We start from the raw sequence: 22,418 nt of genomic DNA on the forward strand, positions 1-22,418 counted from the left end.
ATCAACAAGAAACGAAATGACGAGAAAGGCACTGACCAATGGCTGAACCGAGCCTGAGCTGGGATCAATTCATGGCTGTGGAGCTACGCGCCGGAACGATCATCAAGGCCGAAGCCTTCCCCGAGGCTAAAAAGCCCGCCTATAAGCTGTTGATCGATTTCGGGCCCCGGATCGGCCTGAGAAAAACCAGTGCCCAGATCACCGATCATTATCAGCCGGAAACTCTGGTCGGTCGGCAGATTTTGGGGGTGGTGAATTTCCCGCCCAAGCAGATCGGCCCGATGATGTCGGAATGTTTGGTCACCGGGATTTATCAGGATGATGGATCGGTTATGCTGGCGGTGCCGGATCGGGCCGTTCCCAATGGCGCCCGATTGGGTTGAGGCGAGGATCGGAACGCAAGAAGCCTTTCCCCCGCGCCCAGACTCCTTTATGACGATGAGACTCCTTGATGACCATCAGTCTAAGGATTTTACCCATCCAGCCGTGATGGGCCCAGAAAAAATCAACATATCCGAGTGGGTCATGACCGTATTAAAAACAAGCCTTTCCAAAGACAGCGACGCTTTCAAGGCCAATGCCCGGCATATGCAGGGGCTGGTGGCGGATCTGGCAGACATTGCCGGCAAAATCGCAATGGGTGGGCCAAGGCACGCCCGCGAAAAGCATCTGGCGCGGGGGAAATTGCTGCCGCGCGATCGCGTTTCCACCCTGCTCGATCCGGGATCGCCCTTTCTCGAATTATCGCAGCTTGCCGGCCACGGGCTTTATGATGCGGAGATCCCCGCAGGCGGGCTGATCACCGGCATCGGGCGGGTATCGGGCCATGAATGCATGATCTTGTGCAATGATGCCACGGTGAAGGGCGGCACCTACTTTCCTATCACGGTGAAAAAGCATTTGCGGGCCCAGGAAATTGCCCGGGAAAACAATCTGCCCTGCATTTATCTGGTGGATTCCGGTGGGGCCAATCTGCCCAATCAGGATGAGGTTTTCCCTGATCGCGATCATTTCGGGCGCATTTTTTACAATCAGGCCACCCTGTCGGCGATGGGCATACCCCAGATCGCGGTGGTGATGGGAAGCTGCACCGCCGGGGGGGCCTATGTACCCGCCATGGCTGATGAATCGATCATCGTGCAAAATCAGGGAACCATTTTTCTCGGCGGGCCGCCTTTGGTAAAAGCTGCCACGGGCGAAGTGGTTTCCGCCGAGGATCTGGGCGGCGGCGATGTGCATGCGCGGATATCGGGGGTGGTGGATCATCTGGCCCAGAATGATGCCCATGCCCTGATGCAGGCCCGGCGCATCATCGGCAATCTGAACCGCCGCAAAACCATGAGCCTTGAAATTCGGGAGCCGCGCCCGCCGCTTTATGATCCCCAGGAAATACATGGCATCATTCCCCATGATACCCGCCAGCCCTATGATGTGCGCGAGGTGATCGCCCGGCTTGTGGATGGGTCGGAATTTGATGAGTTCAAAAAGCTTTATGGCACCACTTTGGTCACCGGATTTGCCCATATCCACGGCTATCCGGTGGGGATCATTGCCAATAATGGTGTTTTATTTTCGGAATCCGCATTGAAGGGGGCGCATTTCATCGAGCTGTGCTGCCAGCGCGGCATCCCGCTGGTTTTCCTGCAGAATATCACCGGCTTCATGGTTGGGCGAAAATATGAAACCGGCGGCATCGCCCGCGATGGGGCGAAGATGGTGACAGCGGTGGCCTGCGCGGCGGTGCCCAAGTTCACCATTTTGATCGGCGGCTCATATGGCGCGGGCAATTATGGCATGTGCGGGCGCGCTTATGGTCCGCGCTTTTTGTGGATGTGGCCCAATGCCCGCATTTCGGTGATGGGCGGCGAACAGGCCTCGAATGTGCTGGCAACCGTAAAGCGCGATGCCATGGAAGCCCGGGGCGAAACATGGAGCCAAAGTGCCGAAGATGAGTTCAAAAAACCCATCCGCGAGAGCTATGAGGCGCAGGGGCATCCTTATTATGCCTCGGCCCGCTTATGGGATGATGGGGTGATCGATCCCGCCGATACCCGCATGGTTTTGGGGCTTGGGCTTTCGGCGGCGCTCAATGCCCCCATCGGCGAAAGCCGCTTTGGCGTCTTCAGGATGTAGGGAATGTGACAATGAATGACAATCTGGAAATCACCCGGGATGAGGCGGGTATTGCCCGCATCAGCCTCAATCGCCCGGCGGTTCATAATGCCTTTAATGATGCCCTGATCGATGATCTGCACAAGGCTTTCACCGAGCTATCCGCCGATGAAAGCGTGCGGGTGATCGTGCTGGCCGCCAAAGGGAAAAGCTTTTGCGCGGGTGCCGATCTTGAATGGATGAAAAAGGCTGCAGGCTATAGCGAACAGGAAAACCATCGCGATGCCCAAAAGCTTTCGCAGATGCTGCATATCATCAATAGCGCGCCCAAGCCGGTCATTGCTTTGGTGCAGGGGGCGGCTTTAGGCGGCGGTGTGGGGCTTGTGGCCTGCTGCGATATTGTGATTGCCGTGCGCGATGCCCTGTTTGGGCTGAGCGAGGTGCGCTTAGGCCTGACCCCCGCGACCATCAGCCCCTATGTGATCGCCAAGATCGGGGAAACCGCCGCCCGCCGCTATTTTTTGAGCGGAGAACGTTTCGATGCCGAAACAGCCTCGAAAATTGGGCTTGTTCATGAAACGGTGGGATCGGCTGGTGATTTGATCACTGCCGAAAAGCTGATCACCCAAAAGCTTTTGGCAGGTGCCCCCCAAGCGCAGGCCGAGGCCAAAGCGCTGATCAGTGCGGTGAAATATCGGCCCATCGATGCCGCCCTGCGGGATGAAACCGCCGCCCGCATTGCCACGCGGCGCATTTCCCCCGAAGCCCGCGAAGGCTTTGCCGCTTTTTTCGAGAAAAGACCCCCTTATTGGGCACCGCAAAAATAAAGAGAATAAAATGAGCCGTCATTTCAAAAAAATCCTGATCGCCAATCGCGGGGAAATCGCCTGCCGGGTGATCCGCACCGCCCGCGCCATGGATATTGCAAGCTGCGCGGTTTATTCCGATGCCGATGCCCATGCCCTGCATGTGGAACTGGCCGATGAAGCCATTCATATCGGGCCATCACCTGCCGCCCAAAGCTATTTAATGGCCGATAAAATCATTGAAGCCGCCAAGCGCTGCGGTGCCGATGCCATTCACCCCGGCTATGGCTTTTTATCGGAAAATGCCGATTTTGCCGAAAAATGCGCCGCCCATAATATCTGCTTTATCGGCCCCACCGCCGACAATATCCGCAAAATGGGTTTAAAGGATGAGGCCAAGCGCCTGATGTCTTTGGCGGATGTGCCGGTGGTGCCGGGCTATCTGGGGGCGGATCAAAGCCCCGAAAATCTACTGGAAGAAGCCCAAAGCATCGGCTTTCCGGTCTTGATCAAGGCGGTAGCGGGCGGCGGCGGCAAAGGGATGCGGCGGGTGGATGATGCCACCGATTTTGCGGCCGCGCTCAAAGCCGCCAAGCGTGAAGCCTTGGGGGCTTTTGGCAATGATCATGTGCTGATCGAAAAATTCATCCTTAAACCCCGCCATATCGAGGTACAGGTTTTTGCCGATCAGCATGGCCATGCAGTTTATCTGTTCGAGCGGGATTGTTCCTTGCAGCGCCGCCATCAAAAGGTGGTGGAAGAAGCCCCCGCCCCCGATATGCCCCTCGCTTTGCGCCAGCGCATGGGGGATGCTGCCGTGGCGGCGGCCCTTGCCATTGGCTATCAGGGTGCAGGCACCATCGAATTCATCGTTGATGTGGCAAATGGGCTCAAGGATGCGCCCTTTTATTTCATGGAAATGAATACCCGGCTGCAGGTGGAGCACCCGGTCACGGAAATGATCAGCGGCGAAGATCTGGTGGAATGGCAGATCCGGGTGGCGGCGGGCGAACCCCTGCCGCTGGATCAGGGTGATCTGGCGATTGATGGCCATGCCATCGAAGTGCGCCTTTATGCCGAAGACCCGGCCCGGGATTTTTTGCCCGCCAGCGGCACATTGCAGTGTTTCCGCCCGCCTTTGGATGAAGATTTCACCCGGATCGATACCGGCGTGCGCGAAGGCGATGCGATCAGCGTGCATTATGATCCGATGATTGCCAAGATCATCTGCTGGGGCGAAGATCGCGATGCGGCGATCAGCCATCTGCAACGCGCGCTGGCGCAAACCCAAATCGCCGGATTTGCCACCAATTTGTCGTTCCTGCAAAAAACCATCGATCATCCGGCTTTCCAGGCCGTAGATCTGGATACCGGCTTTATCCCGCGCCATATTGATGATCTTTTGCCCAGCAGCGAACCGGCAAGCCCCTCTATGCTGGCCTTGGCCGCCCTTGGCATCATCGCCCAGCGCAGCCATGAAGCCGCCGCACAGACCCAAAAAAGCGCCGATTCCACATCGCCATGGCACCAAAATCATGGCTGGAAAGCCAATCTGCCCGCTTTAGAACATCATAGCTTCATGGATGCCAGTGGCCGGGAACAGCGGATTGCGATCAATTTTAACAAGGCGACAGGGGCGATATCGGGTGTTGAAACAGGCGATCATGTGCTCAGCGCCGAACTCCGCACCTCCACCCCCGATGGCGGGCTGGAGATTGTCCTAGATGGCCAGATCCTGCGCGCCACCGTGCGGGTTAATCAGGCCAATGTGCATGTATTTGCCCAAGGCAGCCATTGCCAATTAAAGCGCATGGACACCCATCTCGATAGTGATGAAGAGGCCGATGGGCCGGGGGTTGTGGCGGCCCCCATGCCGGGCAAAATCCTCGATCTGTTTGTAGCCGTGGGGGATAAGGTGGAAAAAGGCCAGCCCCTTTTGGTGCTGGAAGCGATGAAAATGGAACACAGCCTTGCCGCCCCCAAGGCGGGCATCGTGGCCGATATTCCGATCAAGGCCGGCGATCAGGTAGAAGATGGCGCGCGCCTCATTATGCTCGAGGACGACACGCCATCATAAGATCATCGCCCAAGCTTAATCCGCATCATCGATCACAGCGGCATCGCTACCATTGATGCGCATGGCCAAAGCAGCTGCCAGATAGGCATCAATTTCGCCATCCAGCACCTTATCGGGCTGGCTGCTTTCAACGCCGGTGCGCAGGTCCTTCACCATCTGATAGGGATGCAGCACATAGGATCTGATCTGATGGCCCCAACCGATATCCGATTTGGTGGCATTGGTTGCGGCGGCAGCATCTTCGCGGCGCTGCAATTCCTGCTCATAAAGCCGGGCTTTGAGCATCGACATGGCGCTGGCCCGGTTTTTATGCTGCGAGCGTTCGCTTTGGCAGGCCACGATGATGCCGCTGGGGATATGGGTAATGCGCACGGCACTATCGGTGGTATTCACATGCTGGCCACCGGCGCCCGATGATCGATAGGTATCGACCTTCAGATCTTTATCCAAAACCTCAATCTCGATACTATCATCCACCACGGGATAGACCCAGACCGACGCAAAGCTGGTATGGCGACGGGCCGAGCTATCATAAGGCGAGATGCGCACAAGGCGATGCACCCCGGATTCGGTTTTCGCCCAGCCATAGGCATTATCGCCCTTCAGCAATAGGGTCGCGGATTTGATGCCCGCTTCTTCCCCGGCAGAATATTGGATGGTTTCCACCTTGAATTTGCGCTTTTCAGCCCAGCGCATATACATACGCAACAGCATTTCCGCCCAATCCTGGCTTTCGGTTCCCCCCGCGCCGGAATGGATTTCGATATAGCAATCCGATCCATCGGCCTCCCCCGAAAGCAGGCTTTCCACTTCCTTTGTGGCCGATCGTTTGACCAGATTTTCCAAAGCAGCCACACTTTGCTGCTCGAGCTCGGAATCGTCATCCATTTCCGCCAGCTCGATCATTTCGATGGTTTCATCGAGCTCCGCCTCCATGACGCGAAAAGCCGAAATGGCATCATCAAGCCGGGTGCGCTCGCGCATCAAAGCCTGAGCCCGAGAGGGATTGTTCCACAATTCAGGATTTTCGGATTCGGCGTTCAGTTCTTCCAAGCGATCAAGGGCAGCATCCCAGTCAAAGATGCCTCCTCAGCAGTGCGAGCGACTGCTTGATTTTATCGACCATGGTCTGGGCTTCAGCGCGCATATCATCCTCTTTATCGGGATCGGAATCGGGATCGGTTTCATACCAACGGCCTCTTTCATAAGAAAAGCCTTAATAAAGACCGCCGGTTCCTTTTCTTAGCCTGCCGTCTAGCGCCAGCGAGCCCGGTCCGTCAAGCACCGCGATATCACCCCCGCTCGGTTCGGTCCCCGGAATGAAGGCTTCCAAAATGACATCCTGATCCCCCAGGCGCGCCGGAACTCCGGTTTGCGCATCCACCCGCACCAGCCGCACGCCCTGGGGAATCCGAAAGGGGATGCCCTGCTCGCCTTCAAAGGCTTTGGCCATGAAATCCCTGAAAATGGGGGCGGCAGCGCTTGATCCTTCTTCGCCCGGCCCCAAAGAGCGCGGCTGATCAAAGCCAACGAAAACACCCACCGCCAGATCGGGGGCAAAGCCCACAAACCAGGCATCAAAGGATTCATTGGTGGTGCCGGTTTTGCCAGCCAAGGGGATGCCCACGGATCGAATCCGCCGACCGGTGCCCCGCTCTACCACCCCTTCAAGCATATGAACCACCTGATAGGCAATGCGCGGATCGATGATTTGCGGACGATGATCGGGCAAAGTGGGTGGCGCCTGATTGTGCCATTCCGTGGCATCGCATTGCGGGCAATCGCGCTGATCATTGCGCATGATGGTTTTGCCATAGCGATCCTGAATCCGGTCGATCAGGCTTGGCTCGATCTTTTTGCCGCCATTCACCAGCATGGCATAGGCCGCCGTCAGATCGATGGGGGTCACCTCGCCAGCACCTAACGCATGGGCAAGATTAGGCTCCATCCCCTGGGCCAAGCCAAAGCGATTGGCCAAGCCCAGAACCTTATCCATCCCGATGAATTGCGCCACCCGAATGGTCATCAGATTGCGGCTTTTCTCAAGCCCCAAACGCAAAGTTGAGGGGCCATAAAAACGATTGGATGAATTGCGCGGCTTCCATTTGCCTTGGCCTTCCCCCTGATCGATCACAAAAGGCGCATCCAGCACCAAAGACGAGGGCGTGAAGCCTTCTTCCAAAGCCGCCGCATAAACGAATGGCTTGAAAGCCGAACCGGGCTGCCGCTCGGCCTGGGTGGCCCGATTGAATTGGCTGGCCGCGAAATCAAAGCCCCCCACCATTGCCAGAACCCGGCCCGTATGGGGATCAAGGGCCACCAATGCCCCTTCAACGGCGGGGATCTGCCGCAGGGCATATGAGCCCACGGCCCCCACCGGTTCGCCCGCATCGGTCACAAAACGATCGAGCACCGTTTTCTTTTCCTGATCAGGCAAAGGCTCTACCGCGATCACATCGCCAATCGATAAAACATCGGCGGGATCATCGGGGCTTTGGCTCACCCGTTCGCCGGGCAGCCAGCGCCGCGCCCAGCGCATTTCATCAAAGGGAATGAAGCCATAGCTGCCATCCACCAGACCAATCACCGCCCCTGCCGCCCGCACATCATGAACAAGCGCCATCTGCCAATCGGCCATGCCCAGCATTGTGGGCACCGCCGCCAACCTTGAAGGCCAATCCCCTTCAATCGACCGCTGGGTGATGGGCCCACGCCAGCCATGGCGGCGATCATAAGCGATCAAACCATCATGCATGGCTTTTTCGGCAATGGCCTGAAGCCGGGGTTCAAGGCTGGTGCGCACCGAAAGGCCGCCGCCATAAAGCTCATCCGTGCCATAATCCCGAGCCAGATGGCGCCGCACGGCTTCTTCGTAATAATCGGCGCGAAAATTAGCCGCAGCACTCCGGGGCCGCACATCAAGGGGCTGGGCCTGAGCCGTTTGCATGGCATCTTTGCTGATATAGCCATTTTCCTGCATCTGCCCCAAAACCCAATTCCGCCGACCGATGGCAGCCTCTTTGCGGCGGATAGGATGGTAATTATAGGGTGCCTTGGGCAGAGCCGCGAGATAGGCGCTTTCCGCCAATGTCAGTTCATCAACCGATTTATCAAAATAGTTCAAGGCCGCAGCCGCCAGACCATAAGATCCATAGCCGAACAAAATCTCATTCAGATAAAGCTCAAGAATGCGATCCTTGCTAAAGGCTTTCTCTATCCGAAAGGCCAGAATGGCTTCCTTGATCTTGCGTTCATAAGACACTTCATTGGTTAGGAGAAAATTCTTGGCAACCTGCTGCGTGATGGTGCTGGCCCCCACAGGCCGACGGCCCACAAAAACATTCCGCACATTCATCACCATGGCCCGGGCAATGCCCATGAAATCAAGGCCGGGATGCTGATAGAAATTTTTATCTTCCGCCGATAAAAAGGCGTGAACCACCCTTTTGGGAATCACTTCAATCGGAATGAACAGGCGTTTTTCCGTGGCAAATTCGGCCAGAACCGATCCATCGCCCGCATGTACCCGGGTCATCACCGGGGGTTCATAATCCGCCAATTGCCGATAATCGGGCAAATCCCGGCCATAAACCAGCAGGGCATAGATCACCCCGCCCGCCAGCAAAAGCCCGGAAAAAAGGGCCATGCCACCGAACCCGGCCAAACACCAGACGACTATCCGTTTCCTGCGACTCATTCCAGCCTGTCTATCCGTGTTGAAGCAAATGCCTAAGCCATAGGGCCCAAGCCTTGGGACCCTTTCACATCCTGATCATGAATATGGCATTGATATGGCTGCAATCCAGCCTATAAACTCAGCTTTTCAAAATAAAGATATCAGAATTGTTCGCGATCAAGAGCGGCAAAATAGCTGTCGATCCCCGCAAGCAAAGCATTGGCAATCTGCGTTTGCCCGGCGCGCGAGCCCAGAAACTGGGCATCTTCGCGGTTCGACATATACCCCATTTCCACCAGAACCGATGGCACATCCGGCGCTTTTAAAACCACAAATCCGGCAAAACGATGGGAATTACGCCGCAATTGCACCCGATTTTTCAATTCGGGGATTAGATAATTGGCAAAGCGCGCGGAATAGTTCATCGATTCCCGCTGGGCCAGATCAATCAGGATATTGGCCACTTCGGGGGCTTCTTCGGCCAGATTCATCCCCGCCAGAACATCGGCCTTGTTTTCCCGGGCGGCCAATTGCGCGGCTTCGCGGTCGGATGCGGTTTCAGACAAAGTATAAACCGTCGCCCCTCGCACAGAGCGATTATTCAGGGAATCCGCGTGGAGGGAGATGAACAGATCCGCATTCACCTTGCGGGCAACATTGATGCGCTGGCGCAAATGCAGATAAATATCACGATCCCGGGTGAGTACCGCCCGATAACGCCCCGATGCATTGATCACCCGCGCCGTTTCGATGGCGGCGGCGAGCGTGATGGCTTTTTCCGGTTTGCCCGCGGCCCCCGGTGCGCCGGGATCATTGCCGCCGTGCCCGGCATCAATCACGATCAGCCGCTGATTGCGTGCGGCGCGCACCGATGGCACCGGGGCCAGATTGGATTGCGATGCTGTGCTTTCAACAACCCGATGAGGCTGTCTAACGGCTTTGGCAAATTCCGAACGGCTGGTTTTTTTAAGATCGAAAACAAGACGATAGAGATTTTGCCCTTGCGGCGGCAGGGTAAACACCCGATCCACGGCCACCGGACCTTCGAGATCCAGAACCAAACGCGATGTTTTTTCATCGAAAAGCCCGAACCGATAACGCCGGACCAAGCCGCGCCCATCGCCCACGCCCTGACTATCAAGCTGAAAATCAACGGCGGGCAGATCAATGACCAGACGATAGGGATCAGACAGGGTAAATACCTCGGCGCTGACCGCCTCATCAATATCGATCACAAACCGGGTTCGATCGCCATTTTCCCCCAGCCTCAATCCATTCACCGCCGGTGCAGCCATGGCGATGGATGCCCAGATCATCGCCATTATAAGCGCAAGAAAAAAGCGCATGCCCAAGCCTGTCCTCTCGTCTGTCCGTCTTGTTCTAAAGCCGCACGCTATCCCGAGCATGGGAGATTTTTGCGCGTCATGCGCCTTTATAATCCTCATAAGGTTAAAAATTCCCAAGGACCGGCTGGCAGCTTAACCAATTTGCACGACAAGGAAAACAGACTGTTTGCCCGTAATCGCTATAAAAAAGGCTGATGACAGGGCATTTTGTTGATATTTCGACATGTCCGCAAAGATTGGCGCTATAAAGTGATTGTATATGCCTGCCCAACTGATTAGGTTAAGAACACAAGTTTGCGCGATCATCATGCACAGGGTTCGTCCGGCATGAGATCTGCTCCGGTGTTCTGCCTGTCGTCAGAAGCGGCAATCCGTCTCAGCCCTCACCGGCAAAAGACCAGATCCCGGCTACTTGCCCGGCGGCTATAACCGATGGTTTAATAAACGTGATACGCAGAAATTCATTCCTGATCCGAAACGAGATTGAAAATGGTCTCTGCGCCCGCATCGTTGTTTTGAAACCATCCCTTTCAGCCAAATCTCACGATCATTTTACATCATACCCGCCCACCAGCGCGCCCGAATATCTGTTTCGGAAGTCGGCGCGGTGCGGCGTTCGGAGAATATTTCAATGTCAACGCGTATGCTTATCGACGCGCGCCACCCGGAAGAGACGCGGGTCGCCGTTATCCATGGTAATCGGGTAGAAGAATTCGATTATGAAAGTGTTGCCAAGCGGCAGCTTAAAGGCAATATCTACCTTGCTAAGGTCACGCGGGTAGAGCCATCCCTGCAGGCCTGTTTTGTTGACTATGGGGGAAACCGGCATGGGTTCCTCGCTTTCAGCGAAATTCATCCCGATTATTACCAGATCCCCGCCGAAGATCGCGATGCCCTGATGGCCGAAGTGGCCCGGGAAGCCGCATCTGATGCTTTGGACAATGAAAAAACCAGAAAAAAACAGAAATCTGCAGCCAATTCTGATGCAGAAGATGAGGCCGATCAGGGTGACGACGCTGATGATGCATCGGATGTCGAGCAAATCTCCGGCGAAGATGATTATGAGGATGATGGCCGCAGGCGCGCCCATGTGCTGCGCCGCCATTATAAAATCCAAGAGGTTATCAAGCGTCGGCAGATCCTGCTCATTCAGGTGGTCAAAGAAGAGCGCGGAACTAAGGGTGCCGCGCTGACGACCTATCTGTCCCTTGCCGGTCGCTATTGTGTTTTGATGCCCAATAGCCAGAATGGCGGCGGCATCAGCCGGAAAATCGCCAATTCTGCCGATCGTAAAAAGCTCAAGGATGTGATGTCCTCGCTGCAGGTGCCGGAAGGCATGGGCTGCATCATCCGCACCGCGGGGCTGAACCGCACAAAGGTCGAGATCAAGCGCGATTTCGATTATCTGGTGCGCCTTTGGGATGGTATTCGTGATCGCACGCTGAGTTCCATTGCGCCCGCCCTTATTCATGAAGAGGCCGATCTGATCAAGCGGTCGATCCGCGATCTTTATTCCCGCGATATCGATGAAATTCAGGTGGAAGGCGAAGATGGTTATAAGCTCGCCAAGGGCTTTATGAAGCTTTTGATGCCCAGTCACGCCCGGCGCGTGCAGCATTATAAGGATCGCATCCCGCTGTTTCACCGCTATCAGGTGGAAAATCAGCTTGAAGCCATGTATTCGCCCATCGTGCAGCTTAAATCCGGCGGCTATATCGTTATCAATCCGACCGAAGCCCTGATCGCCATCGATGTAAATTCCGGGCGTTCCACCAAAGAGCATAATATCGAAGAAACCGCCTATAAAACCAATCTGGAAGCCGCCGATGAAGTGGCGCGCCAATTGCGCCTGCGGGATCTGGCCGGATTGATCGTTATCGATTTCATCGATATGGAAGACCGGGGCAATAACCGCTCTGTTGAAAAGCGGATGAAAGATGCGCTGAAATCTGATCGCGCCCGCATTCAGGTTGGCCGGGTGTCATCCTTTGGCCTGATGGAAATGTCGCGCCAAAGATTGCGCCCCAATCTTCTTGAAGCGTCGATGATCACCTGCGGCACCTGCAATGGCGCGGGTGTGGTGCCATCTGTTGAAATGGCTTCGCTCAATATCCTGCGGGCTTTGGAAGAAGAAGGCATCCGGGATCGCAGCGCTGAAATCACCATCAAAGCGCCTTTTTCGGTGGCATTTTATCTGCTCAACAACAAGCGCTCCATGCTCACCGATCTTGAGCAGCGCTATGATTACACGCTGAGCATCAATGCCGATGCCCATCTGGGGATCGAGCCCTGGGAAATGGAACGGGTGGCGAAAACACCCGAACAGATTGCCGCAGGTGCCCGGGATGCCGCCCGACGCGCCGCCGAGGCCCCCGCCCTCATTGATGAGAGCGATCTGGATGACGATCTGCCCGAAAGCGATGAGGATACTGCGCCCGAACCAGGCGCATCAGCCACATCATCAGCCGATGCACCAGAAAAATCGGCCGATCATCGCGGTGATGATAAAGCCGCAGATAATAATGATGATGAAGGCGGTCGCAAAAAACGGCGGCGGCGGCGGCGCAGAGGTCGGCGTGGCCGGGGCGGTGATGATCAGCAAAGTGCCCAGGATCAGGGCGATCAGGACGATAGCCCGCGCGATGCCGCTGATGGCGATCAGCCGAGCATCGATCCGCAAAGGGCCGGGGAACAATCCTCTTTGCCAGTGGGTGCCAAAGATGATGAGCAAAAACCACGGCGGCGGTCCCGGCGGCGGCGGTCGCGCGGCTCTGATGAGACGGCAGGCCCAGCCCAACCTAATGCCACAAACAATGCTGAAGGCAGTGCTGAAGGAAGCGCTGATACGGCGGCACAACTCGGCGAACCGTCTGTATCAAACGCCACGGAAAACGCCCCTGATGCCGGCGATGACAAGCCCCGGCGCAGGCGGCGCGTGCGCAGAAAATCGCCAAGCGGTGAAGCGGCTTCCTTATCGGCTGAAGCGGATCCGGCACCGGCGGTGCCACCTGCTGCGCAAAGCCCTGAAGAGCAAAATCCTGCTGAACCCCAAAATCCTGCTGAACCTGCACGTGAGGCGTCAGATGACGAGGCCGTAGAAGCGGTGAAAAAGCCTCGGCGTCGGCGGAAAACGGCCAAAGCCCCTGATGAAGCGGCTGATGCCGGTGCGAGCAATGAGGCAGACAAACCGGTGAAGGCAAAAGCGCCACGGCACCGCGCGCCCGCAAAATCTGCCACGCAAAAACCGACCAAGGCCGATGGAGATGCAAAGGCCGAAGCAGAAGCGCAAGCAGCACCTGAAGCTCAGGCCCCGCAAACACCGCCTGAAGCTCAGACACCACAAACACCACCAAAAACTCAACCGGAAGTTCAGCCATCCCCGGAAGCCCAGCCAGCGCCTGAAAAACCGGTAGCGCCCGCCCCAGATGTTCTGGAGCGACAGATCGTTACCCCGGATGGTGTGAAAGAAGAAAAGCTGGAGGAAAAAGGCGAGGCCGATAGCAGCAAGCGCAAGCGTGGTTGGTGGCAGCGCGCTTTGGGGCGCTGATTATCCGGCCCCAAAGCACGGCTATAAATCTCAACTGAAAATTGTGGAAAAAGGCGGACAGGTGATCATCATCCTTCCGCCTTTTTTGACCTTTAAGGATAAACTGCCCCTGTTCATATCCCCACATCTTGCTTTATGGTGATGGCTATGAATGGGGTTTGTGCCTTGGGCCGAACGGGCCTGCAATGCCGCCCGATATGGACCTGACCGGAGTTAATCTGTGTTTTATTTTATGAGACTATTGGTCCTTTTTGCCCTCGTCTTCTCTTTCATCTCGCAGCCAGCCATGGCGCAGGGCATCCGAACCCTGCGCGATGCCGAATTTGAAAATTTTCTGCACCGGATTTCCGATCCCATTTTTGCGGCCGGGGGGCTTCGTCCGGAAGATGTGCAGATTTATATTGTGGATGATACCAATCTAAACGCTTTTTATGCCGGTGGGCAGGCGATTTTCATCCATACCGGGCTGATTTTGCAAACCGATAATGTGGATCAGGTGATCGGCGTGATCGCCCATGAAGCTGGCCATATGATCGCAGGCCATGTGCAGCGCTTTGATGAAGCTCTGAAACCCGCAACCAGCCTGTCGATCTTGGGGCTTGTGCTGGGGGCTGCGGCTATTGCCGCCGGGGCCCCGGAAGCCGGCATGGGGCTGATCACGGGTGGTCAGGGTGTGGCCCAACGCTCGGTTTTGAAATTCCGCCGGGTGCAGGAAGCCTCGGCCGATCAGGCAGCGATTCAGTTTCTCAAGGATACCGAGATGTCTGGGCGTGGTCTTCTCGAAATTTTCGAGAAATTCCGCTATCAGGAACTGCTCACCGCCCCCAATATCGATCCATATGTGCTGACCCATCCGCTTTCCGGCGAACGTATCGCCAATGTGGAACAGCGGATGAAAGCATCACCCTATTGGGAGAAGCCCACCGATCCCGTTTTGCAGGCGCAATATAATCGGATCAAAGCCAAGCTGCAGGGCTATATCTGGCCAGCCTCATCCACATTGGGGCAATATCCCCCCTCCAATAAAAGCATACCTGCGCGCTATGCCCGCATTTACGCCTATAACAAAGCTTTGGAATGGGACAAGGCCATGGCCGAAGCCGATAGCCTGATCGCGGAAATCCCCGATGATCCTTATTTCCATGAAATCAAGGGCCAGATTCTTCTGGAAAATGGCCATGTCGAACAATCCTTACCACATCTGGAACGGGCCGCCCAACTGGCCCCTACCGAGCCTTTGATTCTCACCCTTTATGCGCAGGCGCTGGTGGCGAAAGACGAGCCGGAAACCGACAGGCTGGCCATGCCCATATTGGAAAAATCGGTTCGGATCGATCCCTATAACAGCTTTGGCTGGTATCAGCTCGCCATCATCTATACCCGTAATGAAGAACCCGCTTTGGCCAATCTGGCAACCGCCGAACGCTATATGCTGCAACGCAATCCCGGCCGTGCCGCCATGCATGCAAGCCAGGCTTTGGAAGGCCTGAGACCCGGCACGCCAAAATGGTTGCGGGCGCAGGATATCCGGCAGGCCGCCGGTGTAGAGATTGAGCAAAGCGCAAATCGTCGTCGATAACGGAATATTATTTTATGTCAAACAAGCCGGGAGCTTCGCGGCTCCGCCCCTATAGCCTGATCATTGCCAGCCTTGCTTTGGTCATTTCCATGGCCTCCTTGCTTTTGGTGCTCAATTCTTCGCAAAAATCGGCTTTGGGCACAAACCCCGATCAAGCCCGGATGCATGAGATGTTTCGGGCTTATTTATTGGAAAATCCTGAAATTCTGCCCGAAGCCATCGCCATCTTGCGCCAGCGCGATGAAGCCGCTCAGCAGCAAAGGCTGCAGGCTTTGGCATCGGATCGCTGGGATGATATCCGCAAGGATGCTTATTCCCCCACCATCGGGCCCGATGATGCGGCGGTTACGGTGGTTGAATATTATGATTATCGCTGCCCATTCTGCCGCCGGGCACATCCCGATATGGTCCGGCTTCTAGAAGAGCATGGGGATAATATCCGCTATGTGTTCAAGCAGTTTCCCGTGCTGGATCGGGATGGGGAAAATGGCGTTTCCCATTTTGCCGCCCGCGCCGCCATCGCCGCTTCAAAGCAGGAGGTCTTCCCGGCTTTTCATGAAAAGCTGATGACCCATGAAGGATCGTTGAACAAGGGCGTGATCCTTGATTTTGCCGAAGCCCTAAAGCTTGATATGGGCCGCTTTCGCAGCGATATGGATGATCCGGCCCTCTCCGCTTATTTTGAGCAAACAATCAATCTGGCGCGCATGATCGGCATCAGCGGCACCCCCACTTATGTCATCAATGGTCAGGTGCTGGCCGGTGCTCAGGGCTATGATGCCATTCTGGATCTGGTTGAAAAAACCCGCAACTAGCCCCGCCTTCCCTAAAAAATCCCCTGTGAACAAAGGCCAGCCGCTGATGGCGGCTTGCCCCCTTTGCCAGTTATGCGCACAGTGCTTTCATCATGAAAACTCTTTAGCCCAGAAAGACCGCCATGTCTGATCTTCCCTTTCCGGATTTAACCGCCAAAATCGGCCAAAGGCTCGTCCTTTCCGATTGGCATGACGTGACACAGGCGCATATCAATGCCTTTGCCGATGCCACCGGTGATCATCAATGGATTCACATCGATGTGGACCGCGCCAAGGCCGAAAGCCCTTTTGGCGCCCCCATTGCCCATGGATTTTATACCTTGTCGCTGCTGCCCTATCTGATGGGGGATTTTTTTGGCGCTTATAAAGTGGCCCAAGGGATCAATTATGGCTGCGATAGCGTGCGCTTTCCCGCCCCGGTTCCGGTGGGATCAAGGGTGCGCGGCAGCTTTGTGCTGAAAGCAACGGCGGCAGGGCCGATGGGCTCCTTGAAATGCACCGTCACCTCAACAGTTGAAATCGAAGGCGGCCAAAAGCCTGCCTGTGTGGCCGATCAGGTCTTTTTACTTTTTCCATGAAAGGATTGAGCATGAGCGGACTTTTCTCCCTCAAGGATAAAGTGGCGATCATCACCGGATCATCACGGGGCATTGGCCGGGCGATGGCCATAGCCATGGCCGATGCCGGGGCCAAAGTGGTGATTTCTTCGCGTAAGCGCGAGGCCTGCAAGCCGGTGGCCGATGCCATCAAGGCGGCGGGCGGCGAAGCCATTGTGGTGCCCTGCAATATATCGGATAAGGATCAGCTTCTAAATCTGGTCAACAAAACGCGCGAGCAATATGGCCGGATCGATATTTTGGTGTGCAATGCCGCATCCAATCCGGTTTATGGCTCGATGACGGAAGTGTCTGATGATGCCTTTGACAAGATCATCGGCAATAATGTGCGCGCCAATATGAATCTGACCCATATGGTTCTGCCCGAGATGGCCGAACGCGGCGATGGGGCGATCATTCTGGTGTCTTCTATCGCGGGCCTTTCAGGCAGCCGCAATCTGGGGATTTATGCGATTTCCAAGGCCGCTGATTTTCAGGTGGCCCGCAATCTGGCCGTGGAATGGTCGAAAAAAGGGATCCGAATCAATTGCATCGCCCCCGGCCTTATCCGTACGGATTTCGCCAAAGCCCTGTGGGAAAATGACAAGGCCCGCGCCTATGTGGAAAAAGTGACCCCGGCAGGCCGCATCGGCGAACCCGAAGATATGGCGGGGATTGCGGTTTTTCTAGCAAGCCCGGCGGCGCGCTATATCACCGGCCAAACCATCATCGCCGATGGCGGGGTGACCATTGCCGATATTTTTTAGGCAAAGATGGCATAGAGAGGCTGTCAAAAAGGGAGGATGGTGCCCGCTGCCGGACTTGAACCGGCACGGCCAAAAGGCCGAGGGATTTTAAGTCCCTTGCGTCTACCAAATTCCGCCAAGCGGGCACACGCACATCCTATGGCACAGCCTTTGCGGCATGAAAAGATGCCACAAAGGCTAAAACCAAAATTATCCGACTTTGTGCCATCAGCCTTCGCGGGGATCGCGCACCGGTTCGGCCCCAAAGCGGCGCACGGCGGCCTCGATCTCGCGAAGGGCGCGATCGATCAATGCCTGATCCAAGGCCCGCACCACCACATGGAGGCCAGCCCGACCCTCCCGATAATAGGGATAGCTGCCGATCTGAACATCCGGGTGGGCTTTGGCAATCAGCCCCAGATCCCCGGCCAAGGCGCTTTCCGGCACCGGCACAGACAGGCTGGCCGATAGCATCGGCAGGCCGCCCACCAGCTTATGGCGAATGCTTTCCAGCATCGATTGCATGATCAGGGGGACCCCCGCCAGCACAAACACATTTTCAATCTGAAAGCCGGGGGCCACGCTCACCGGATTATCGATCAGGCTGCCGCCCTCAGGCACCCGCGCCATGCGCTGGCGGGCTTGGGTAAATTCACCGGGGGGATAATGCGCTTCCAGCAAAGCCATTGCTTCAGGGTGAAAATGCAAAGGCACAGCAAAAGCCTGGGCAATCGATTCTGCGGTGATATCATCATGGGTGGGGCCAATGCCGCCGGTGGTGAACACATAATCAAATTGCCGCCGACAGCTATTCACATGATCAACAATTCTGTTTGTATCATCGGGGATCACCCGCACTTCATCAAGCCTGATGCCTTCCCCATTCAGCCATTTCGCCAGATATGCCAGATTGGCATCTTTGGTTCGGCCGGATAGAATCTCATCACCGATGATGATCAGCGCCGCCTTTACAACAGGCTTTTCTGCCGCATCATCAGGCTGCGTGGGAATAAAATGATCGCTCATGGATTGGGGCTCCGGGCGTCAGATTGGGGAACGACGCTAGAGGCTCGGTGTATCCTATCTGGCTGGCAAAATCCATTCCCCGCATCCGCTTTTCTTTCTGTGCTGGCAAGCCCTGCGCTGCGCATTGATCAGGATCGCACGATCGTCTAGCCTTGGTCGAACAATATGGGGATAAGGATCAAATACAATGCAACAGCGCCATGATAAAGGCCAAAATCCACAGGCCAAAATCCGCAAAAATCGCTTCTCTGCCGCCCTTTTGCTGGGCGGCCTTTTCAGCAGCAGCCTGCTGATTGCCATCATCACCACCAGTGCCAGCGCGCAGGTGCCACCGGGGGAAACCCCCATCCTGCGCGAAATGGGCGCCAAGGCCAGCCCCGAACGGCTGCGCGCCGATGTGGAAAAACTGGTGAGCTTCGGCACCCGCCACAGCTTATCTGAAACCCAATCCGAAACACGCGGCATCGGCGCAGCGCGGCGCTGGATCGAAGAGGAATTCAACCGGATTTCCAAAGCCTGTGGCAATTGTCTGGAGGTGATCAGGGTTGCTGATACCGTTTCAGGCGAACGCCGCATTCCCGATCCCACCGAGATCGTCAATGTCATCGCCATTCAGCGCGGCACCCTTGATCCTGATCGCATGGTGATCATGTCGGGCGATATCGATAGCCGGGTCTCTGATCCCATGAATGCGACCGCCAACAGCCCCGGCGCCAATGATAATGCAACGGGCGTTGCCGGCACCATCGAGGCGGCGCGCGTACTATCGCAATATCGCTTCCCCGGCACCATTGTTTATGCGGCCCTTTCAGGCGAGGAACAGGGCCTTTTTGGCGGCAAGATTTTGGCCGAATATGCCTTGAAACAGGGCTGGCAGGTCAAAGCCGTGATCAATAATGATATGATCGGCAATATTTCCGGCATCAATGGCGTGATCAACAACAGCACCGCCCGGGTTTTTTCTGAAGGCACCCGCGCCACCGAAACCCCCGAAGAAGCGCGCATCCGGCGTTTCAGCGGGGGTGAAGTGGATAGTGCCTCGCGCAATCTGGCGCGCTATATCGACCGGCTGGCCGATGATTATATCCCCAATCTGGATGTGATGATGGTGTATCGGCTGGATCGTTTTGGCCGGGGTGGCCATCATCGCCCCTTCAATGATGTGGGCATGCCCGGGGTTCGGATCATGGAAACCAATGAAGATTATACCCGCCAGCATCAGGATTTGCGCCGCGAAAACGGGATTGACTATGGCGATGTGATCGCAGGCGTGGATTTCGCCTATAATGCCAAGCTCACCGCGCTCAATATCGTGACTTTGGCCTCACTGGCCTCGGCCCCGCCCTTTCCATCAGATGTCAAAATCGCTGGCGCTGTTGAGCCATCGACAAAGCTGAGCTGGACCCGACCCACCGGCAAAGAGGCTGAAAACCTGGCCGGTTATCGGGTTTATTGGCGCTTGACCACCGAACCACAATGGACCTTCAGCCGCTGGGTTGGCGATAGCGATCAGGTGACTTTGGAGAATATCGTGATCGATAATTATTATTTCGGGGTCGCCAGTGTTTCCAAAGATGGCTTTGAAAGCCCGGTGGTTTTCCCCGGGCCTGCGGGCAGCTTTGATCATGGCTCAGCGCCAGAAGCGGAATGAGCAGGCTCTGCCGGTCATGAAAAAACAGGATCAGGATTTTGCCACATCGATGCGTCCATGCATTTTCCTGATCCCCTGATCCCGGCGCGGCTGATCCGGCGCTATAAACGCTTTCTGGCCGATGTCGTGCTTGAGGATGGCCGCCAGATCACCGCCCATTGCCCCAATCCCGGAGCCATGCTGGGCTGTGCCGAGGATGGGGCCCGTATCTGGCTTTCCCCGGTGCATAATCCCAAAGCCCGGCTGCGCTGGCGTTGGGAACTGGTGGAAAGCCACAACACATTGATCGGTATCAACACCATGCTGGCCAATCGCATCGTGGCTGAGGCCATCAAAAAAGGGCAGATCGCCCCACTTGCGGGCTATGGCAGCCTTCAGTCTGAAGTGCGCATGGGTAAGGGCACGCGCTTTGATTTCATGGCCAGTGATCACCCCGAAAGGCCGGGTGAGCCATGCTATATTGAGGTGAAAAGCGTTACCTATCGCCGCGATGGCCTTGCCCAATTCCCCGATAGCGTCACCCAAAGAGGTGCCAGGCATCTTTTGGCCCTGAAAACCTTAGTTGACAGCGGGGCGCGCGCGATGATGATTTATCTGGTACAACGCTCTGATTGTAGCGAGATGACATTTGCCTGTGATATAGACCAAACTTATTACCGCGCCTATGAGGAGGCCGTGGAAGCGGGGATCGAATCTTATGCCTATGGTTGTCATTTATCGCCGTCTGCTATTGAAATCGATCGACCCCTTTCCATCGGCAAGCCAGCCTTGTATGCCGGTCCTTAAAGACCACATCATGAGACAGCACATCATGAACCACGCCACCAATCTGTGACCATGAGGATAATCCGGTGAGAGAAATGCAAGAAAACGCCATGACCCAGGAACGCCGATCACAGGGGATCAAGCTTCATGATGAAGCGGGTTTTGAAGGCATGCGCAAAGCGGGCAGATTGGCGGCCGAGGTTCTTGATTTCATCGCCCCCCATGTTGAACCCGGTATCAGCACCGAAGCGCTGGATCGCCTGTGCCATGATTTCATCCTTGATCATGGGGCCATTCCGGCACCGCTCAATTATCGCGGTTTTCCCAAATCGATCTGCACATCGATCAATCATGTGGTTTGCCATGGCATTCCCGGCCCCAAAGTTTTGAAAGATGGCGATAGCATCAATATCGATATCACCGTCATTCTGGATGGCTGGCATGGCGATACCAGCCGGATGTTTTTTGCCGGCACCCCATCGGTAAAGGCCCGCAGGCTGGCGGATATCACCCATGAAGCGATGATGCGCGGCATCGAAATCGTGAAACCCGGGGTGACTTTGGGCGATATCGGCCATGCCATCCAAAGCTATGTGGAAAGCGAACGCTGCTCGGTGGTGCGGGAATTTTGCGGCCATGGCATCGGGCTGGTGTTTCATGATGCGCCCAATATCCTGCATTATGGCCGCCCCGGCACTGGCGAGGTGCTGGAAGAAGGCATGTTTTTCACCATCGAACCCATGGTCAATGCGGGCAAGCCGGATACCAAAGTGCTTGATGATGGCTGGACGGCGGTGACCCGTGACCGGTCCTTGTCGATGCAATTCGAGCATAGCCTCGCCGTTACCGCCGATGGTTATGAGATTTTCACCCGCTCACCGGCGGGCCTTCACCAGCCGCCCTATGAACTCTAGGGCCGCTTATGCCCGGCGATCCATCTGATAACACCGACCATCGCCAGCGTTTGCGCACACGCTTCATGGCGACCCGGGGCCAGGGGATGCCCGATTATGAAATGATAGAATTGCTCCTTATGGGTGCAATACCACGGCGCGATGTGAAGCCTTTGGCCAAGCAGATGTTGAAGCTTTTTGGCAGTTATGAAGGCGTGATCACCGCCTCGCCCGAACGACTGCGCGAAGTGGATGGGGTTGGCGAAGTGGCGATTTCCATGATCAAGCTGGTGGAAGCCACCGCCCTGCGGCTATCGCAATCAAAGGTGCTCAATCGCCCGATCCTCAGCAATTGGCGGGCCCTGCTCGATTATTGCACGGCCGCTATGGCCCATGCCAAAACCGAACAATTCCGCATTTTATTTCTGGATCGCAAAAACATCCTGATGGCCGATGAAGTGCAGCAGCAAGGCACCATCGATCACACCCCGGTCTATCCGCGTGAGGTGATCAAACGGGCTTTGGAGCTTCATGCCTCTGCCCTTATTCTGGTGCATAATCATCCTTCCGGCGACCCCACGCCCTCGCGCGGCGATATCGAAATGACCAAAGACATCGTGGAGGCCGCCAAAAAGCTGGGCATTTCCGTTCATGATCATCTGGTCATCGGGCGCAAGGGGCATGTCAGCTTTAAAAGTCTCGGCCTGCTCTAGTCGATCTTGCGAAGAAAAATGCGGCGACTTGCCAGCATCGCCCCCCGATGTTAGGGAAACCGCGCCTGCC

At 56.0% G+C, this 22,418-nt stretch carries 17 protein-coding genes and 1 tRNA gene; 13 read left to right on the forward strand and 5 right to left on the reverse strand.

The genetic code is table 11. The features are described 5' to 3' along the window. Positions 1-38: 38 nt before the first annotated feature. From AQ1_RS04565 to AQ1_RS04580, 4 genes are all read left to right on the forward strand, one after another. Entirely contained in the window at positions 39-383 is a 345-nt protein-coding gene (locus AQ1_RS04565; RefSeq protein ID WP_042084719.1) for a tRNA-binding protein, read from the forward strand. Between the two features lie 142 nt (positions 384-525). Then, positions 526-2,133, forward strand: a complete 1,608-nt coding sequence (locus AQ1_RS04570) for a carboxyl transferase domain-containing protein (protein WP_042084721.1) — start codon at positions 526-528, stop codon at positions 2,131-2,133. Between the two features lie 11 nt (positions 2,134-2,144). After that, positions 2,145-2,939 (forward strand): enoyl-CoA hydratase-related protein, encoded by a 795-nt coding sequence (locus AQ1_RS04575; RefSeq protein WP_042084723.1) that lies wholly within the window; start codon positions 2,145-2,147, stop codon positions 2,937-2,939. Positions 2,940-2,949: 10 nt separating this feature from the next. Next, a complete protein-coding gene (locus tag AQ1_RS04580; RefSeq protein ID WP_042084724.1) occupies positions 2,950-4,995 on the forward strand; it encodes an acetyl/propionyl/methylcrotonyl-CoA carboxylase subunit alpha in 2,046 nt (681 codons plus the stop codon). A 15-nt stretch (positions 4,996-5,010) separates the two neighbouring features. On the opposite strand, the gene prfB is transcribed toward AQ1_RS04580, so the two are convergent. From prfB to AQ1_RS04595, 3 genes are all read right to left on the reverse strand, one after another. Beyond that, positions 5,011-6,142, reverse strand: a protein-coding gene (gene prfB, locus AQ1_RS04585) for a peptide chain release factor 2 (RefSeq protein ID WP_150006899.1) whose coding sequence is annotated in 2 segments (ribosomal slippage) — positions 5,011-6,072 and positions 6,074-6,142 — 1,131 coding nt in all. Because the reading frame shifts where the segments join, the coding sequence is not laid out codon by codon here. A 69-nt stretch (positions 6,143-6,211) separates the two neighbouring features. Further along, complete coding sequence (locus tag AQ1_RS04590) at positions 6,212-8,641, reverse strand: penicillin-binding protein 1A (RefSeq protein WP_042084824.1); 2,430 nt, start codon at positions 8,639-8,641, stop codon at positions 6,212-6,214. 191 nt (positions 8,642-8,832) lie between these two features. Further along, on the reverse strand, positions 8,833-10,017 hold the full coding sequence (locus AQ1_RS04595; protein ID WP_052370945.1) for an N-acetylmuramoyl-L-alanine amidase: 1,185 nt from the start codon (positions 10,015-10,017) through the stop codon (positions 8,833-8,835). 631 nt (positions 10,018-10,648) lie between these two features. Here AQ1_RS04595 and AQ1_RS04600 point away from each other — a divergent pair. The 5 genes from AQ1_RS04600 to AQ1_RS04620 all read left to right on the forward strand — a co-directional run bounded on the left by AQ1_RS04600 (position 10,649) and on the right by AQ1_RS04620 (position 17,321). Next, on the forward strand, positions 10,649-13,564 hold the full coding sequence (locus tag AQ1_RS04600; protein ID WP_042084726.1) for an Rne/Rng family ribonuclease: 2,916 nt from the start codon (positions 10,649-10,651) through the stop codon (positions 13,562-13,564). 232 nt (positions 13,565-13,796) lie between these two features. Then, positions 13,797-15,143, forward strand: a complete 1,347-nt coding sequence (locus AQ1_RS04605) for a M48 family metalloprotease (protein ID WP_042084728.1) — start codon at positions 13,797-13,799, stop codon at positions 15,141-15,143. A 14-nt stretch (positions 15,144-15,157) separates the two neighbouring features. Continuing rightward, complete coding sequence (locus AQ1_RS04610; protein WP_042084730.1) at positions 15,158-15,958, forward strand: DsbA family protein; 801 nt, start codon at positions 15,158-15,160, stop codon at positions 15,956-15,958. 122 nt (positions 15,959-16,080) lie between these two features. Beyond that, on the forward strand, positions 16,081-16,536 hold the full coding sequence (locus AQ1_RS04615; protein ID WP_042084732.1) for a MaoC family dehydratase: 456 nt from the start codon (positions 16,081-16,083) through the stop codon (positions 16,534-16,536). Positions 16,537-16,547: 11 nt separating this feature from the next. Continuing rightward, complete coding sequence (locus AQ1_RS04620) at positions 16,548-17,321, forward strand: SDR family NAD(P)-dependent oxidoreductase (RefSeq protein WP_042084827.1); 774 nt, start codon at positions 16,548-16,550, stop codon at positions 17,319-17,321. A gap of 37 nt (positions 17,322-17,358) precedes the next feature. Here AQ1_RS04620 and AQ1_RS04625 read toward each other — a convergent pair. Continuing rightward, positions 17,359-17,446: transfer RNA gene (locus AQ1_RS04625), tRNA-Leu, on the reverse strand. 82 nt (positions 17,447-17,528) lie between these two features. Then, positions 17,529-18,326 (reverse strand): competence/damage-inducible protein A, encoded by a 798-nt coding sequence (locus AQ1_RS04630; RefSeq protein WP_042084734.1) that lies wholly within the window; start codon positions 18,324-18,326, stop codon positions 17,529-17,531. A gap of 187 nt (positions 18,327-18,513) precedes the next feature. Between AQ1_RS04630 and AQ1_RS04635 the strand changes: the two genes are divergently transcribed. The 4 genes from AQ1_RS04635 to radC all read left to right on the forward strand — a co-directional run bounded on the left by AQ1_RS04635 (position 18,514) and on the right by radC (position 22,348). After that, positions 18,514-19,977 (forward strand): M28 family peptidase, encoded by a 1,464-nt coding sequence (locus AQ1_RS04635; protein WP_081837079.1) that lies wholly within the window; start codon positions 18,514-18,516, stop codon positions 19,975-19,977. 57 nt (positions 19,978-20,034) lie between these two features. Further along, complete coding sequence (gene sfsA, locus AQ1_RS04640; RefSeq protein WP_042084735.1) at positions 20,035-20,763, forward strand: DNA/RNA nuclease SfsA; 729 nt, start codon at positions 20,035-20,037, stop codon at positions 20,761-20,763. 89 nt (positions 20,764-20,852) lie between these two features. Beyond that, complete coding sequence (map, locus tag AQ1_RS04645) at positions 20,853-21,656, forward strand: type I methionyl aminopeptidase (RefSeq protein WP_042084830.1); 804 nt, start codon at positions 20,853-20,855, stop codon at positions 21,654-21,656. Between the two features lie 8 nt (positions 21,657-21,664). Next, on the forward strand, positions 21,665-22,348 hold the full coding sequence (gene radC / locus AQ1_RS04650; protein WP_042084736.1) for a RadC family protein: 684 nt from the start codon (positions 21,665-21,667) through the stop codon (positions 22,346-22,348). Positions 22,349-22,418 lie beyond the last annotated feature (70 nt).

Origin of the sequence: Iodidimonas nitroreducens, from assembly GCA_000710935.1 — a bacterium.
Lineage (GTDB): Bacteria > Pseudomonadota > Alphaproteobacteria > Sphingomonadales > Rhodothalassiaceae > Iodidimonas > Iodidimonas nitroreducens.

Excerpts from the sequence above, each read along its gene's own strand:
- AQ1_RS04570 (WP_042084721.1), top strand. The coding sequence starts at position 526 with ATGACCGTATTAAAAACAAGCCTTTCCAAAGACAGCGACGCTTTCAAG.
- AQ1_RS04630 (WP_042084734.1), bottom strand. The coding sequence starts at position 18,326 with ATGAGCGATCATTTTATTCCCACGCAGCCTGATGATGCGGCAGAAAAG.
- AQ1_RS04575 (WP_042084723.1), top strand. The coding sequence starts at position 2,145 with ATGAATGACAATCTGGAAATCACCCGGGATGAGGCGGGTATTGCCCGC.
- AQ1_RS04605 (WP_042084728.1), top strand. The coding sequence starts at position 13,797 with ATGAGACTATTGGTCCTTTTTGCCCTCGTCTTCTCTTTCATCTCGCAG.
- AQ1_RS04580 (WP_042084724.1), top strand. The coding sequence starts at position 2,950 with ATGAGCCGTCATTTCAAAAAAATCCTGATCGCCAATCGCGGGGAAATC.
- AQ1_RS04595 (WP_052370945.1), bottom strand. The coding sequence starts at position 10,017 with ATGCGCTTTTTTCTTGCGCTTATAATGGCGATGATCTGGGCATCCATC.
- sfsA (WP_042084735.1), top strand. The coding sequence starts at position 20,035 with ATGCATTTTCCTGATCCCCTGATCCCGGCGCGGCTGATCCGGCGCTAT.
- AQ1_RS04565 (WP_042084719.1), top strand. The coding sequence starts at position 39 with ATGGCTGAACCGAGCCTGAGCTGGGATCAATTCATGGCTGTGGAGCTA.
- AQ1_RS04610 (WP_042084730.1), top strand. The coding sequence starts at position 15,158 with ATGTCAAACAAGCCGGGAGCTTCGCGGCTCCGCCCCTATAGCCTGATC.
- AQ1_RS04620 (WP_042084827.1), top strand. The coding sequence starts at position 16,548 with ATGAGCGGACTTTTCTCCCTCAAGGATAAAGTGGCGATCATCACCGGA.
- AQ1_RS04590 (WP_042084824.1), bottom strand. The coding sequence starts at position 8,641 with ATGGCCCTTTTTTCCGGGCTTTTGCTGGCGGGCGGGGTGATCTATGCC.
- radC (WP_042084736.1), top strand. The coding sequence starts at position 21,665 with ATGCCCGGCGATCCATCTGATAACACCGACCATCGCCAGCGTTTGCGC.
- map (WP_042084830.1), top strand. The coding sequence starts at position 20,853 with ATGACCCAGGAACGCCGATCACAGGGGATCAAGCTTCATGATGAAGCG.
- AQ1_RS04600 (WP_042084726.1), top strand. The coding sequence starts at position 10,649 with ATGTCAACGCGTATGCTTATCGACGCGCGCCACCCGGAAGAGACGCGG.
- AQ1_RS04635 (WP_081837079.1), top strand. The coding sequence starts at position 18,514 with ATGCAACAGCGCCATGATAAAGGCCAAAATCCACAGGCCAAAATCCGC.
- AQ1_RS04615 (WP_042084732.1), top strand. The coding sequence starts at position 16,081 with ATGTCTGATCTTCCCTTTCCGGATTTAACCGCCAAAATCGGCCAAAGG.